This window comes from Vreelandella subglaciescola, from assembly GCF_900142895.1.
Lineage (GTDB): Bacteria > Pseudomonadota > Gammaproteobacteria > Pseudomonadales > Halomonadaceae > Vreelandella > Vreelandella subglaciescola.
In genome coordinates, this window is record NZ_LT670847.1 from 746,807 (window position 1) to 761,769 (window position 14,963).

General features: G+C 58.6%; 11 protein-coding genes, 1 tRNA gene and 5 pseudogenes. 13 read left to right on the forward strand and 4 right to left on the reverse strand.

What is annotated here, in order from left to right; translation table 11 throughout:
• The first annotated feature begins 117 nt into the window (after positions 1–117).
• Positions 118–1,086 carry an ABC transporter substrate-binding protein gene (locus B5495_RS03455; protein WP_154045195.1) on the forward strand — a complete coding sequence of 323 codons (969 nt, stop codon included), beginning with the start codon at positions 118–120 and terminating at the stop codon, positions 1,084–1,086.
• A 565-nt stretch (positions 1,087–1,651) separates the two neighbouring features.
• Positions 1,652–2,644, forward strand: a pseudogene (locus B5495_RS14885) (DUF3541 domain-containing protein); the annotation flags it as partial.
• A gap of 9 nt (positions 2,645–2,653) precedes the next feature.
• Here B5495_RS14885 and B5495_RS03465 read toward each other — a convergent pair.
• On the reverse strand, positions 2,654–4,369 hold the full coding sequence (locus B5495_RS03465) for a thiamine pyrophosphate-dependent enzyme (protein ID WP_079551367.1): 1,716 nt from the start codon (positions 4,367–4,369) through the stop codon (positions 2,654–2,656).
• A gap of 112 nt (positions 4,370–4,481) precedes the next feature.
• Positions 4,482–5,174 (reverse strand): DUF4396 domain-containing protein, encoded by a 693-nt coding sequence (locus tag B5495_RS03470; protein ID WP_079551368.1) that lies wholly within the window; start codon positions 5,172–5,174, stop codon positions 4,482–4,484.
• 814 nt (positions 5,175–5,988) lie between these two features.
• Here B5495_RS03470 and B5495_RS03485 point away from each other — a divergent pair.
• The 5 genes and pseudogenes from B5495_RS03485 to B5495_RS15075 all read left to right on the forward strand — a co-directional run bounded on the left by B5495_RS03485 (position 5,989) and on the right by B5495_RS15075 (position 9,230).
• Complete coding sequence (locus tag B5495_RS03485) at positions 5,989–6,528, forward strand: DsrE family protein (protein WP_079551374.1); 540 nt, start codon at positions 5,989–5,991, stop codon at positions 6,526–6,528.
• Positions 6,529–6,764: 236 nt separating this feature from the next.
• On the forward strand, positions 6,765–7,001 hold the full coding sequence (locus B5495_RS03490; RefSeq protein ID WP_079551375.1) for a hypothetical protein: 237 nt from the start codon (positions 6,765–6,767) through the stop codon (positions 6,999–7,001).
• 62 nt (positions 7,002–7,063) lie between these two features.
• Positions 7,064–8,671 carry a multicopper oxidase family protein gene (locus B5495_RS03495; RefSeq protein ID WP_079551377.1) on the forward strand — a complete coding sequence of 536 codons (1,608 nt, stop codon included), beginning with the start codon at positions 7,064–7,066 and terminating at the stop codon, positions 8,669–8,671.
• 47 nt (positions 8,672–8,718) lie between these two features.
• A pseudogene (locus tag B5495_RS15070) lies at positions 8,719–8,934 on the forward strand (class I SAM-dependent methyltransferase); the annotation flags it as partial.
• A gap of 62 nt (positions 8,935–8,996) precedes the next feature.
• Complete coding sequence (locus tag B5495_RS15075; RefSeq protein ID WP_331712896.1) at positions 8,997–9,230, forward strand: methyltransferase domain-containing protein; 234 nt, start codon at positions 8,997–8,999, stop codon at positions 9,228–9,230.
• 295 nt (positions 9,231–9,525) lie between these two features.
• Here the strand turns inward: B5495_RS15075 and B5495_RS03505 are convergent, their stop codons facing one another.
• A complete protein-coding gene (locus tag B5495_RS03505; protein ID WP_079551378.1) occupies positions 9,526–10,002 on the reverse strand; it encodes a transposase in 477 nt (158 codons plus the stop codon).
• Here B5495_RS03505 and B5495_RS14785 point away from each other — a divergent pair.
• Positions 9,939–10,355, forward strand: a pseudogene (locus tag B5495_RS14785) (hypothetical protein); the annotation flags it as partial. The gene B5495_RS03505 and the pseudogene B5495_RS14785 sit on opposite strands and share 64 nt — an antisense overlap.
• Before the next feature lie 189 nt (positions 10,356–10,544).
• On the opposite strand, the pseudogene B5495_RS03515 reads toward B5495_RS14785, so the two are convergent.
• A pseudogene (locus tag B5495_RS03515) lies at positions 10,545–10,760 on the reverse strand (transposase); the annotation flags it as partial.
• A gap of 116 nt (positions 10,761–10,876) precedes the next feature.
• On the opposite strand from B5495_RS03515, the pseudogene B5495_RS03520 reads away from it, so the two are divergent.
• The 5 genes and pseudogenes from B5495_RS03520 to B5495_RS03540 all read left to right on the forward strand — a co-directional run.
• Positions 10,877–11,020 (forward strand): annotated as a pseudogene (locus B5495_RS03520) (IS1595 family transposase); the annotation flags it as partial.
• 390 nt (positions 11,021–11,410) lie between these two features.
• A protein-coding gene (locus tag B5495_RS03525) for an IS3 family transposase (protein WP_231897145.1) occupies positions 11,411–12,978 on the forward strand; the annotation gives its coding sequence in 2 pieces (ribosomal slippage) (positions 11,411–11,896 and positions 11,899–12,978; 1,566 coding nt in all).
• A 23-nt stretch (positions 12,979–13,001) separates the two neighbouring features.
• On the forward strand, positions 13,002–14,150 hold the full coding sequence (locus B5495_RS03530) for a cation:proton antiporter (RefSeq protein ID WP_172824516.1): 1,149 nt from the start codon (positions 13,002–13,004) through the stop codon (positions 14,148–14,150).
• A complete protein-coding gene (locus B5495_RS03535) occupies positions 14,147–14,626 on the forward strand; it encodes a CBS domain-containing protein (protein WP_079551387.1) in 480 nt (159 codons plus the stop codon). The genes B5495_RS03530 and B5495_RS03535 overlap by 4 nt, the downstream gene beginning before the upstream one ends.
• 173 nt (positions 14,627–14,799) lie before the next feature.
• Positions 14,800–14,876 (forward strand) — tRNA-Met (locus B5495_RS03540).
• Positions 14,877–14,963: the final 87 nt, after the last annotated feature.

Here is a 14,963-nt window from a genome sequence, read left to right on the forward strand (position 1 = left end):
TTTTTTCCTGAATTCAACCCATCATCCAAACCCTACAGCTGGCATGTGAGCCACTCATGGCATGTTTGAACGGCTTCATGCAAGGTAGAAACTGTATTTATCGACGAGAGGAACCCTATGATTGCAACATTCACGAAACGACGCTGGTTAATGGCAGGTGCACTGTCTACCGGTCTGTTTGCCCTATTCACCCTCCCCACCGCACAGGCCGCACCGTCCGAGCAGCCTACGCTCGACGAAATCCGTTTCGGTGTGCCGCCCTGGCCGGGCATCACGGTCAAGAGCGAAGTCGCCAGTCAGCTGCTCGAGACACTCGGCTATAGCACTCGGCAGCGTCAACTGGCGGTCAGCGTAATCCTCAATGCCATATCTGAGGGTGGTCTCGAGGTTTATCTTGCTGGCTGGTATCCGCAGGAAGCAGATATGCTGGCACCGCTACTTGAGGATGGCACGATCATTGAAATCGTCGACAACGTGCCCTCGGCGCTTACGGGCATCGCCGTCACCGACGATGCCTGGCAGGCTGGCGTGCGCAGCATTACCGATCTGGACAAGCACGCCGATCGCTTTGATAGCCGCATCTACGGTATCGAGGCCGGCTCGGGGATCAACGATGCCGTACTCAGCGTCATCGACGATGATCTGTTCGGTCTTGGCGATTGGCAACTGCAAGAGTCCAGCAGCCCCGCGATGCTCGCCCAGGTGGGCCAGCAGATCGAAGCAGGCGAGTGGGCAGCCTTCATCGGCTGGCGGCCGCACTGGATGAACGTCACCTACGACATGCACTACTTGAAGGACTCTGACGACTCTGGCGCAGCCGAGCTCGAGGGCCGTGTCGCGACGGTTGTACGTTCCGATCTTGCTGAGCTGGACCCCAACGTCGCACATTTCTTCAAGCAATTCGTAGTGGGTAGCGAGATCCAGAGTGAGTGGGTCAACGCTTACTCTCGTGATGAACGCGCGGCCGATGAAGTCGCCAGCGAGTGGATCGCCGAGCACCAGGACACCGTCGCCGAGTGGCTCGACGGCGTCACGACCCGGGATGGAACTCCCGCCATGGAGGCGATGCGCGCCCAACTGCAGTGAGCCTCCGGCTTGGCACCTCTCCGGTGCCAAGCCCATTAATTGCACACGCCTGCACACCTGAGCAGGTCAGAATCGCCTCCTCTTTTCCCGGAGTAAGCGACCTTCGAACCGCCTTCTGCTGCTTATTCAAGCAGTATCTTTACAGTGGAATCCAGTACGTCACACCAGCTGATGGAAAATGTCGCAACGAGAATCACAACAGCACCGCCCAACCATTCCTAGTGCTACCCGCTGCTGCTGGTAGGCTGTGTTCAAGGGCGGCCACTAGCCGCGTGTCCATGCCGACCTCAACAAAGCCTAACCGGCGGCGTTCGGCGTTGTCGGCATCACTGTACTGACCGCATACGTCATACTGGCCGGATTGGCGTTTGACCGCTTTGTGGCACACGCTGCAACACAGGACTCGGACCCGCCGTGCTCATGGCGAGAGCTGCACACAATGCCCTGATACGTCAAGCGCCCAGGCGCAGGAAGGTGAGGAATGAGTATAGCCAAGGCTGTTTGCGGCGCACAGCGTGCGTTTTTTTCCCGACCCGCCGGACACCTATTCTGGCTGCTGGTAGTGATGGCGTTGACCGGCTGTGCCCTGCAGCCGCAAGCACCGGCGCTAGACCATGCCGCAGCGGCCGAGTCGATTCGTGCGCACTACGAAGTAGCGCTTTCCGACTTGCCACAGAGCAAACAGCGCCACTATGCCCAGCGACTCTACCGGGTGACCGGAGACGCCCGTTATCTCCCGCTTAACCGCGCCTATGGTCAACGCCTGGTAAGCCAGCTCAACGAAGAAATCGAAGCGCTGGGCACGCCGGGCTATGCAAAACGCCAGGCGCGTGAGGCGGTAGAAAACTACTCCACGAGCAGCAAAAAGCATCGGCGACGCAAGCGTATGCTTGCCGAGTGGGGAGAGATAGTTTATGCCAAAAGCCTGGCCTTCGACCTGACCCAGATGAAGCACTATGGCTTATTGAACGAACGCGAGCTGCCTAGCTACCAACGGGCACTCGACTACCTGGCCGACGTCGATTTTCGCCCCTTCCTGCTCGACCCCGACGTCATGGCGGTGTATGCAGCCCAGGTGGCCAACCTGACGTTTTACCTCGATGAGCTGGGCGTTACCGATCTGCGTCAAGAAGTGATAATGGCCTTTCGTCAGCAGTACCCGCCGGCGCGCGATGCAATGCTCTCGAACGCCGAGTACCGCAACAAGATTTATGGCATGACTCACTTCGTCATCGCCGCCAGTAACTATTATCAGAAGCCAGTGGCCGCCCAGCAGTTCCGCTGGGTGTTCGACGAATTTGCCGCCAGTCTGGAGCAGATTCTGGCGCGCACCAAAGCAGATATCTACACGGAGGTAGGGATCAGCTTTCTACTGGCCGGCGAGTCGTCTCATCCGGCCGTGACGCACCTACGCGATGCGCTGCTGAAGGCCTACGACCCCGCAGCACGGATGATTCCTTCAGAGCATGGCGATACCGAGCTGGCCAAGGGAGAACATCGCAACGTGCTGGCCATCATGCTGTTTGACTGGCCCGACAGGCTATACCCGGGACCCTTCGTCAACGACCTACTTGATAAAGTTATCGCGCAGCAGCGAGACAACTTCCTTGCTGCGCCCGTCCAGCACGGCTTTGAGGCCAAACATCGCCGTCGAGGCGACCTGAGACGCCTCGATCTTGGGCGGCATCACCAGCTCGACCCGGTTGACGCGCACGTCCAGCAGCGCAGGGCCGCTGGCGGCGAGCCACTGACGCATGGCGTCGTCCAGCTGGTCCAGAGAATCCACGCGCCAGCCGGGCATACCGCAGGCCTCGGCCAAGCGCGAGAAATCAGGGTTTTGCAGTTCAGTGAAGGTATCTAGCAGGCCTTCCACTCGCTGCTCCATCTCGACAAACCCCAGCGCACCGTTATTGAACACTAAAAGCTTCACCGGCAGCTGCTCTTGCACCAGCGTCAGCAAGTCTCCCATCAGCATGGTCATGCCGCCGTCACCGCACATGGCAATCACCTGGCGCTCGGGATAGGCCGCCGCCATGCCCATGGCCTGCGGGTAGGCATTAGCCATGGTGCCGTGCATCAGCGAGGTCAGCAGCTTACGCTGGCCATTGGCGGTGATGTGGCGCAATAGCCATGCCATGGGCGAGCCGCCATCGCCGGTAAAAATCGCGTCGTCATCGGCCATCCGGTCAAGCATTTGCGTCAATGTCTGCGGGTGAATCAGCGCCGGATCGTCGCTTTCAGCGGAAGCCGCGTAGCTTTCGCAATCTTTTTTCCAGCGTTCCAGCGCTTTATCCAGATGCTTGGTATCACGCTTTTCGGCGATCTTGGGCAACAGCGCTTCAATGGTATCGCCCACGTCACCGACCAGCCCCATGCGCACGGGCGAGCGCCGTCCGATATGCGCCGCATCACGGTCGATCTGGATGACGTGTTTGCCCTCGGGGTAAAACTGCGTCCAGGCAAAATCGGTGCCCAGGCAGAGCATGATATCGGCGCGATCGGTGGCCTCCACGCCGGCCCGGTTACCCAGAATCCCGGTCATACCGACGTTGAACGGGTTATTCGGTTCCAGATACTCCTTGGCCCGGCTGGAATGCACCACGGGCGCATTGAGCACTTTGGCAAGCTCGACCACTTGCGGCGCCGAGTGGCGAGCGCCAATGCCGGCATATAACGTGACCGTGCCGGCGTCATTCAGCGCCTGTGCCAACGCCTCGAGCTCGGCCTCTGCCGGGCGAATGACCGGCGCCGGGCGATGGACGCCCCACGCCAGCGTATCGTCGACGGTCTGTTCGAACATATCACCGTTGACGATAACCACCGCGACCCCGCCTTTGTTCAGCGCGGCCTGGGCGGCCATGGCGGTAATACGACGCGCCTGATCGGGGTGGCTGATGTATTCACAAAAAACGCTGGCCTGCTCATACACCTTGCGCTGATCCACCGCCTGGGGGAAACCCAGCCCGGCCTCGGCCCGCGCCACGTCCGAGGCAACCAGCAGCAGCGGCGCGCCGTTGCGGTGGCTTTCAAAAATACCGTTGACAAAATGCAGGCTGCCCGGCCCGCAGGTGCCGGCGCAGACCGCCAGCTCGCCGGTCGCAAAGGCTTCAGCACCGGCGGCCAGGGCCCCGGCTTCTTCGTGGCGCACGTGCATCCAGCGCAGGTCGGAGAGACGTATCGCATCGGTGAAGTGGTTGATGGTATCGCCCACAATGCCCCAGCAACGCTTAGCGCCGGCGCTGACCAGCGTATCGACCATGATTTCAGCGACGTTTTTCGCCATACCTGTTTCTCCTTGTGTCGATGATGCGCCTGCGGGGCGTGCCCAAGGGCGGCTAACAGCCTACCTTATACAGCGGCACGCTTTCAGCGAACCTTGCCGCCGCCGATGTCAGTTACATTTTTTCTTTGACGCCCATACGGATCAGCCACCAGTTCATGGGGCAGGCGGTAATAAAACCGGCAATCATCGCGAACTGCATGGTGAACCAGAAAACGGGAGAGGAGACATCCGGCTCGGTCCCGAACAGCGGGCGATAAATGGCAAAAACGGCAACCGCCATGGTGCCATACATGCCCAGCTGCCAGCTCACCAGCGACAGCGTATCGGCCTTTATCGCGGCCTTCAGCCCTGCTAACGGACGCAGATTGCGCATGGGCGCAATGGCAAAGTATTGAAAAACGATGCCGATACCGAAGGCCAGGATGAAATCCAGAATCCAGACCGCGAACATCTGCTCGGGGAAAATATCCGGCCAGCCCAGCGGCACCAGAATGGCCGGCAGCAAAAACGCCAGCGGCTCGCCCAGCATGTCGCCCAGCGTACAACCCGAACCGCAGTGCAGCGTGCCCTTGGCCACGGCGATGGGCAAAGGTGTATCTCCGTGCTGGTGCCCACCGCTTGCCCGGCCATGCCGCAGATAAAACCACAACAGCGGCACCGAGCCGAACAGCGCACACAGCGGCCACACCAGGCCCATGATGGCCATGTGCTGCGGGTGGCGCCGGCAATCCACTGCGATCCAGAGCGCGATGGCCACCGCCACCAACAGCGATATGACCGATAGCGTTAATAGCCAAGCGGGCATGCTTCACCTCACGATGTTGCAGTACAGGAAGAATTGTCTTGCCGCAGGCGCGGCTTACGCGTCTTTTTTCTTCCCCTACAGCGCCATCTTCCGCTCAACACCTAGGCGTATCAAAGCTAATGACTGCGGCAAGGCTGACATATCCCCTAGCACGGCGCCATTAGCCGAGTACGTGCTCAAATTGTCCGGCTTTCAGTGGCCGGGCGCCGAGCCACCACGGCAGGGGAAGTGGCGTTATTCATGGGGTTAGGCTTCGTGGGCGGCGCGGACTGTCCGGCTTTTGGTTAAAAGACGGACAGTTTGTCCATCGTTTTGGGCATTGCCAACCACGAGGGTTTTTACGCAATGTCTGTACGCGAAAACGGCGAAACCTGGCCACCAGCCTCTGGTGGCCATGACGTAAATAAAACGACCGATTGGCAGCCCCAGCATTACTGGATTCCTTCATCGCGCTGGTTTCAATGTATGGTAGTAGCGCGAAGGTGCGCCAAATCCGGCCTTCGCAGTTAGTGTACTTTATATAGGAGAAGTCTATGCAAGACATAAGACGTCTTGAGGTTGGCATGACCACAAAGATTGACACTGATCAGGTGAAGGAGCCTGAGGTGGGCAGGGAATATGTCCGAGGGCTCGATTCCAATAGTTGGCTCCTATTTACCAAAGACATGGCCGATGACAGCCCAGCTGTTGTTCGTATTGATAGTATCGACGGCGATGTGTGCCACTGCACGGTCACAAGAAAGCCAAATCGATAGCAGCGCTTATCATAATTCTTTATGAATCAATATTTATCCGTCGAGAGAGGAGGTTTGAAATGATATTTTTACGGCTCTTGACCACACTGCTACTGTCTCTGGGAATCGCTTCCGGCGCCCTGGCAGATCAATGGACCACACCATTCATCGAGGGCTACGGCAAGATTCAATACGACGCGGATGCCGCTTTCCAGCCCAAGCAGGACGAGCAATACAAGGTCATTTTCGCCATCGACAGCGATCAACAGCATGACGGCGTCAACGCGGGCCTGTGGAGCGTCGCCCGCTTCATGAACCTCATGGCCGCTGCCGATATGGACCCAGACAACGTTAAGGCCGTAGCGATGATTTCGGGAAGCGCCACCCCGCTCGCCATGAGCGATGAGTTCTATCAACAACGTAACGAGGCGTCCAATCCTAATCTGGAGTTGTTAAGGGCGTTAGCGGACAACGGCGTCGAGATCTACGTCTGCGAACAGGCTCTGGTCGGTTTTGACATCGATCCCGCTACGCAAGTCAACGAGCATATCGAACCGGTGCTATCCGCGCTGACTACCATCCCGCAACTGCAGATGGACGGCTACGTCCTGATGCCCTGAAACGGGGAAACGGCGATGTCCCAAGCTCCTGTTCCTGCCGCACTCGCCGTAGTGATGCACAAAGGCGAGCTTTTGCTTGTGCGGTGCAGAAACGAACCGGACATGGGGCTCTGGGGCTATCGTGGTTCAACAGGGGTGGGCTCTCACCTCTCCGTCCTGTCGACTCACCGAACGGAAAATCGTGGTGTCTGGCGCCTAGCCATATATCAACAATGGCCACAAGGAAAACGAAAACCATGAAAATGTTTACGACAATTCCACTGATGCTGCTGGCCGTCTTCTTCACCGGCATCGCCGGGGCGGCAGAGCAGTCCGGTCCCGGCCGAATGGGTGACGGCGGCTCGATGATGCAAGGCGGCATGATGGACGGCCCGATGATGATCGCATGCATGCTGTTCGCGCTGCTCGTTCTTGTGGTGCTCGTGCTCGCCATTGTGGCTCTGGTCAAGTATCTGCGTGGCGAACGTCGCTAGTCCGAACGAAGCTTTTGACCAGCTACTGCAACTTACGAACCGGCCGCGTCGAGGAGCACCGTATGAAGCGCATTGATCGAACACGCCGAAAGCTGCTGGTCGGCATCGGCGGCTTTGCAGGCATTTCAGCCGTGTCGCCGACGTTCTTGCTTGCCGCCTGCAATAGCGAAACGCCCGCCGGCAGCGACAATCTTGCCGCGACTCCCCACGGCGTTGAAAAGGGCCCGTTCGATGTCAACCTGAGGCTGCGCGCCCAACCCGACACCGTACCGATACTGCCCGGCACGCCCAGTGAAGTCTGGCGTTACAAGGCGGATTTGACCAAAGGATCGCCGGGTACGTTGACGCCGCTGGGCGAGAGCTATCCTGGGCCGCTGATTCGGCTGCGCCAGGGCCAGCGTGTACGCATACAACTGGAAAACCGGTTGCCCGAGGACACCACGGTCCACTGGCACGGCTTGCACGTGCCGCCTGACGTCGATGGTCAGCCGCGCCTGCCGATCAAGCCGGGCGATGACATGACGGTCGCGTTCGACGTGCGCGACCGCGCGGGCTTGTATTGGTATCACCCGCACCCGCACGGCCCGGATGGCGGTCGCGTGGGTTTTCAAAGCTATGCCGGCCTGGCCGGCCCGCTGGTGATCGAGGACGACATCGAACGCGCGCTCGGCCTGCCCGACGGCGAGCAGGAACTGATTCTGATACTGCAGGATCGCAGTTTCGCCGGTGACAACGAATTGACCTATCTCGACGGCATGGGATCGATGATGACCCGCATGCAGGGATTTCTCGGCGATCGTATTCTGGTCAACGGCCGCCCGCCGGAAACCCGCGATGTCGGCACCCGGGCCTATCGCCTGCGGATTCTCAATGGTTCCAATGCCCGTATTTACAAGCTGGCCTGGAGCGACGGCGAGCCGGTGACGGTTATCGGCACGGACGGCGGGCTGCTCGCAAAACCGCAGCGGCTGCCATACGTGACCTTGGCGCCGGCCCAGCGTGTGGATGTGTGGGTCGACCTGTCACAGGCGGAGGTCGGTCAGCAACTAAGCCTTGTCAGCGAGCAATACCGTGGTGGGATGATGGGCGACATGGGCGACATGGGCGACATGGGCGGCATGGGCGGCATGATGGGCAGGTCGGCGTTGCCGGCAGGCGCGCAATTGGATCTGCTGGGCCTGCGCATAACGCAACGTGTGCGCGATGGGCGGTCACTACCCCTGAACCTGGATTCGGAGCTTGCGACACCATCTGTAACAGCGGCTACGCCAATCCGTCGTTTCGAACTCGGAATGAGGATGATGCGCGGGTTTTCCATCAACGGGCGCCAATTCGAAGGCGCGACGGTGGCCGATGACGAAATCGTAGCGTTGGGCGACACCGAAATCTGGGAATTCGTCAATGACACCATGATGCCGCATCCGATGCATGTGCACGGCCTGCAGTTCGCGGTGATCGGACGTCAGAGTTTTAGCGATCGGCGCGGCTGGTCGGGCCTGGATGCCGGGCTGGTGGATGCCGGCCTGCACGACACGGTGCTGGTGCTACCGGGCGAACGCGTGCGTGTGGCGCTGACCTTCAACGATTTCAAAGGCCTGTATGTCTACCATTGCCACAACATGGAGCACGAGGACAACGGCATGATGCGCTATTACAGAGTGCGCGCATGACGGCCCAGGGCCGCCTACGCGAACCACGATACGAACGCTGATCCGCAGTGAAGACACAAAATCAGGTCGTCACGGAATACAGGAGGCTCGCGAACGCTTATGACAGGAAGTGGTCGTTCTATATCGAAGCGACCACGCGCGAAACGATCGCGCGCCTGTCATTACATGCCGAGGATCGATTGCTCGATATCGGCTGTGGTACCGGCGCCTTGCTGCATCGCCTCGCCGCGGTGCATCCGGTCTCCCGACTGGCCGGGGTGGATCCCGTGCCCGAGATGCTGGAGGCTGCGCGTGACAAGCTCTCGCCGGCGAGATACAGCGCGTTTTGCGGCCCGGCGGGCAACTCGTCGTCACGGATTGGTGCGGGGATTACTTGGCGTGCCGGCTGTTTGAGCGATATCAGCGCCTGCGCGGTCGCGCGCACGCCCAGATCTATCGAGCGCGTGACTGCAAGCGACTGCTCGAACAGGCCGGTTTCGCAGCAGTGGAAGTCGACGCCTACAAAATCAACTGGCGATGGGGGCTCATGACCGCCCGGTGCACCCGTGTTCCCGCTTAGATCAAACACGAAGACTCACCGCCGAGATACGCCACGATGACGATGGCTGCCGACACGTTGTCCCTTTGCCCAAAATCCGCGATTGCCCTGACGGCAGTGCCGATGATCGATGCCGAAGCCGGCGTTTTGCGTAATTTATCGGTTGTGGGCTCGCCTTAAGGGCGCAACCCAGGCCGAAGGCAATGAAAATCGCAGGCATTTGTGCTTTGATCGCGCACGGGCTCGATATTGGCGCAGAGCAACCCCCTGCGCCGTTTTCAGGTGCGGGTTTGGCGTGTCGATCACGCGCCTGGGGTTATGTCGCGCCACGCACGGCCAATTTCCAGCAGCGATGTCGGATGGTATTGAACAGCGCCACGGCTTCGCGGTTGACCTTCAGACACAGTTGTCCGGCGTGACGCACCACCTTGCCGGCGGTCTGGCAGACCCGCCAGCGTAGTGTCTGGATCTGATGCCGATGCCAGGTGCTGTTCAAAGTCCATTGCGTGAAGCCTTTGAGCAGGTTGTAGGCGAGCCCACCCAGACGAAAGAACACCGCGTTGGCAGCGAACTGGCCGCAGGGCATGCGTTCCATGCCAAAGCCGATTTTGAGTTCCTTGATCCGATTCTCGCTGGCTTCGCCGTGTTGGCGGTACCAGGCCATGGTGGCCACAGCACTTTCTTCGCGATTGCTGGCCACCGCGGCATAGCGATAAGGCGACACACCCGTGTCGAACAACGCGCTTTGATTGCCCCAGTTGCGGCGCCCGGCGCATGGTCGATGGCGCGGCATGGCTGGCCGATCAGGTGCTGCCCGAGCGGCCGGTCCGACAATGGGTGTTGAGTCTTCCTTTTCCGCAACTGGCCCACACCATCGTCCGCCGGGTGGGCCGGCTGCTCGAGCGCGACACCGAACAGCTTGACCTAGGCGAGGTGCTGGACGAAGACGACCCAATGCCCGATCTGGTGGGCCACTCCATCACCTACCGCATTGCTGTGGGCCCGCACCGGGGTCGCAAGGTGTTTACGCTCCAAACTATGCCGACCTGCGATGAGGAAGATTGGGCGACTGGCGATCCCGGTTACGTGGCCGGCTTTTCCTTGCACGCCGGGGTGGCAGTGAAAGTCTGCCAGCGATCTTCGGTTTACTTATCGGGACTCTATTTTTTGATGAGACATTCAGTACCGTGGAAATTACGGGAATTGCGATCACGGTTGTGGGACTACTGGTGATAATCATAACTCCAAATCAGGAAAAACGTATCATTTAGGATATTAGGAGCTGTAATCGAGAGGTGCAGGTGGTCTAAGAAACTTATCTTACCGCTGGGGCGCAATGGTTCGATGGTGGCGACAGGCGCGGCACTGGAATAGCGTGTGGTGCCGCCGACGCACCCGAGAATAGGCCGTGCCCTCGCAGCGTGGGCAGCGAAAGCCGTTCGGCCAGCGCGTTTGCTCTAACGCCACCGCACACTGCGTTTCGATCCCATAGTGCTCGAAAAACTCGGGCATCGACAGGCCGGGCTGAAACTGGATGGGGTTCATCGCCATGGTGTCATCCTCCATCCGTCAGCTATACGTATATGGCTATGTTGGCATCACCTGTTGGTTTGCTCCGGTGACACTGTATATAATACTGTATATTCGGTTCCTCTTTGGGGCAAATTATGAAACGAGCCGACATCAACGCCCTTGAAAAGACCCTGGCCCACCTCCCGGTTGATCTCAAACAACACCTTGCCAATCAGCTCCTTGGGCAAATTAATGCTCAGTCCCACACGCTGCTCGAAACCGCCAGCCAACGTCACCTTGTCGACACTATTTATCAGTTCATTTTCACAGGTTAGATCATAGTATTGAGAGCTTCTTTTAGCGCCTCTACTTCCTGGCCAGAGGGCACCGCTTTTTTGCACAGTTATTTATTGCAATTGCCTGCATCTCCGACATCTACAGCTCCCGAAATGAGCGCATCTCAGGTGGTACACTCGGTAGACTATTTGCGGCCGTGACAATCACCGGCTCAAGATGAAAACCATGGAGGCGAAGTGGAAATACTACTAATCGGTTTGCTGATGCTCACCGGGCTGATGTTGGGCACGCTTGGCAGCTACCTCTTTCGTGCGCCCCCCCTCTGTCAGCCTAGTTGTCCAGCTGGCGATTTCGCCTAAATTAACATCAGAATGGGCGGCATAGGATGGTTCATGCCACGTTATTCCAAGGAACGTAAAGCCGCGGTGCTGAAGAAACTATTACCGCCAGAAAACCGTAGTGTGGCGTCGGTCGCCGCCGAGGAAGGCATAGCGAACGCAACCCTGTATGGTTGGCTGAAAACATGCCGACAACAAGGAGTGCCTGTGCCAGGCAAGCGTAAGACCGGAGACGAATGGTCGGCTGATGCCAAGCTGGCCGTGGTGATTGAAACAGCTCCCCTGTCGGAGACCGAGCTTGGCGCCTATTGCCGGGAAAAGGGCGTATATCCTGAGCAGGTGCAGCGCTGGAAAGACGCCTGCCTCCAAGGCGCCGATCGGCACGAAGATCAGGAAAAAACGGCCCAAAAACAGCGTAAAGAAGACCGCCAGACGATCAAGAAGCTGACGTCGGAGGTTCGCCGTAAAGACCGGGCCTTGGCGGAGACGACCTCGTTACTGGTGCTGTCAAAAAAGCTCGAAGCCTTGTACGGCGAAGACCCGGACAACGAGGACAACTGACGCCGTTGAGCGAACGTACAAGGCTGCTACAAGACGTTGATGAAGCGGTAGCTGGTGGCGCCGCTCGCTACAAGGCGGCAGAACTGATGGGGCTAAGCCAGCGCACGTTAAAACGCTGGCGGCAGGCCAATGGCGATGTGACCACGGATCAGCGCTCACAGGCCGTGCGGGTTGTGCAGGCCCATCAGCTGACTCAAGCGGAAGAAGAGGCGATTCTAACCACTTGCTGCCAAACGGAATACCGGAGCTTGCCACCGTCGCAAATAGTCCCGCGACTGGCAGACCAAGGCCGTTATTTGGCCTCGGAATCGTCGTTTTATCGGGTGCTGAAAAAGCACCAACAGCTAAACCACCGAGGCCGCATGAAACCGGCCCGAAAGCTCGCTGAGCCGACCAGTTTTACCGCCTCGGGCCCGAACCAGGTGTGGAGTTGGGACATCAGCTACTGCCCCTCTGTAGTCCGTGGCGAGCACTGGTACCTTTACCTGATCATGGACGTCTACAGTCGCAAGATCATTGCCTGGGACGTGTATGACAACGAGTCCGGCGACTTGGCGAAGCAACTGGTGGAGCGCGCTCTATTGCGTGAAAGCTGCTGGCACACGCCACCAATTTTGCACTCGGATAACGGTGCGCCGATGACCTCGTACACTCTGCGCGCTAGGCTGGCGGAACTGGGTATGCTGATGTCCCACAGCCGCCCCCGGGTGAGCAACGATAATCCTTATTCAGAGGCGCTGTTCCGCACCGTCAAATACTGCCCGGCGTGGCCCACAAAGGGCTTTGCATCGCTGGCCGCCGTGCGTAAATGGATGTTGACGTTCGAGCACGCCTATAACAAACAGCACCTTCACAGCGGCATCAACTTCGTTACGCCCGCCGACCGGCATCGAGGCGTGGATACCCAGCGCCTGGCCCACCGAAAAGCCGTATATGAACGTGCCAAGCGCCTGAATCCCGGGCGCTGGTCGGGCGATATCCGACGCTGGGAGGCCACCGGATCGGTATCGCTCAATCCTGGCAAGCAACAGGAAATAGAGCTCAATAAACTGGCCGCTTAAACGTGGCTATTTGGACAACTGGGTTGAAAACTACCGCGCCCCGTGTCGTGGGCTATATACTCGCAGGCGTACTGTTTGCTCCAGATTTTCTGGGCGAATCGTTAGGAGTCGAAACAACCGAGTGGGCCCAGCCGATCATTGCCGTTACGCTGGGAATCATCGCCTACCTGATTGGCGGGGCGGTCACAGCCTCGCAGTTGCGCCAGCTCGGCTGGACCATTGTTACTGCCACGATGGGCAAAGTCACTGGCAGCTTTGTCGCGGTGTTGGTGGGCTTTTCGTTGTTCGGTCTGGCGGTGACCGATGTACCCGGCTGGTCGCTCGCTCTGCTACTTGCTGCAATTGCCACCACGACCGCACCGGCCGCCATTGTGGCGATTATTCACCAATACCGGGCCCGCGGCCCATTAACCACAACACTACTGGGAATGGTCGCGCTCGATGACGTACTGGCGCTGGTGATTTTCTCACTGGTACTGGCCGCAATGGAAAGCACTGGTTTTGCCGCTGCGATTCCAGCTGTCATTTGGGAGATCATCGCGGCAATCGGGTTCGGGGCGGCTGGTGGTTACGTGATAGAGCGTATCGCACGCCATTTACCCGAGCAGGAGCTGAAGCTGGTAGCGCTACTCGGCGCAATTATCCTGCTCACCGGGTTGGCCAAGGCCTGGCACTTCTCACCGTTGCTCGCAGCGATGGCACTCGGCTTTTCCACCCGATTGTTCGCTGGCGCCCATTCCGAGCCGCTATTTCGGCCGCTCGAACAGCTGCAGGAAGTGGTATTTGTGCTGTTTTTCACCGTCGCCGGGCTGCATTTCGCGCCTGCCGTCGTGCTCAGTCATGCCTGGCTGATTATTATGTACTTCCTGCTAAGGGCTGGCGGGCAGATCGTCGGCGCGATGGTCGGCGCACGACTTGCTGGCGCACCAAGAGTGGTCAGCCACAACGTTGGGCTGGTAATGTTGCCACAGGGCGGTATAGCCATCGGAATGGCCCTGATGCTCACCAACGTACCAAATTTGGAGGCCTCCGCGCTCCTGATCGTCAATATCGTCACGGCAACCACCCTGCTGACTGAAACTCTTGGCGCGGTGGCTACCCGATTTGGATTGGCACGAGCCGGTGAGCTCGGCCAGGCGACTGAAACCAACAAGATGAGAGGGGCTACATGAAAACTCGTGAATGGCTCAACGCCCATCCGGTCAAGGCATTGACCGTAGCCGGTGACTGCAGTCTTCAGGATGCCGCCCGCCTGCTACTGGATGACCCGGAAGGGCGCGATCTTTTTGTTCTCGACGCTGAGGGGCAGGTCTGCGGGCACCTGGGTTTCTGGCATGTGGCCACCCTGCTATTGGCCGAACTACGGCCCACCCACAGCCTTCGCGAACTGGTCGAACGTATCACACTGGGTAGCGTGGCTGATCACATGGACGATCATGTGATGTGTGCCGGAGTTGATGACCATATCAACGACATTTTATATCAGCATGATCTCTTCCAGCAGCACGTGGAGCGTCGCGTTGAAGACATCCCTGTGGTAGACGAGCAGCACCGATTGTTAGGCGTGATTCGTTTATCCGATTTATTGCGCGACGCAATCGCGGGAAATGACAGCCCAAAGACGCTCAATGCCTCCCGTACTGAATAGACTTCAGGTCGGTCTTTAAAATTCTAAATAACGCTTCAAACCGTTGTTTAAAAAAGCTTAAAAAGAAAAATATGGCGGCGCTCAGACAGTTTCAATAGCAGATTTACCGGCTGCCTCTTAACACATTCGCCCTCCATTCATAAGGTACGCGCCGCTTCCTTTGGTGAAGCGATGGCAAGGTAGCTCAGCTGGTTAGAGCACGGCACTCATAATGCCGGGGTCGGCGGTTCGAACCCGCCCCTTGCTACCAGTATTCGAAAAAGGTCGCGATTCACGTCGCGGCCTTTTTTATTTGCCGGGCGATAAAAATACGCAATGCCCTGCCTTTGCGGAGATA

Coding starts and splice junctions, on each gene's coding strand:
- B5495_RS03455 (WP_154045195.1), top strand. CDS start 118: ATGATTGCAACATTCACGAAACGACGCTGGTTAATGGCAGGTGCACTG.
- B5495_RS03465 (WP_079551367.1), bottom strand. CDS start 4,369: ATGGCGAAAAACGTCGCTGAAATCATGGTCGATACGCTGGTCAGCGCC.
- B5495_RS03470 (WP_079551368.1), bottom strand. CDS start 5,174: ATGCCCGCTTGGCTATTAACGCTATCGGTCATATCGCTGTTGGTGGCG.
- B5495_RS03485 (WP_079551374.1), top strand. CDS start 5,989: ATGATATTTTTACGGCTCTTGACCACACTGCTACTGTCTCTGGGAATC.
- B5495_RS03490 (WP_079551375.1), top strand. CDS start 6,765: ATGAAAATGTTTACGACAATTCCACTGATGCTGCTGGCCGTCTTCTTC.
- B5495_RS03495 (WP_079551377.1), top strand. CDS start 7,064: ATGAAGCGCATTGATCGAACACGCCGAAAGCTGCTGGTCGGCATCGGC.
- B5495_RS03505 (WP_079551378.1), bottom strand. CDS start 10,002: ATGCCGCGCCATCGACCATGCGCCGGGCGCCGCAACTGGGGCAATCAA.
- B5495_RS03535 (WP_079551387.1), top strand. CDS start 14,147: ATGAAAACTCGTGAATGGCTCAACGCCCATCCGGTCAAGGCATTGACC.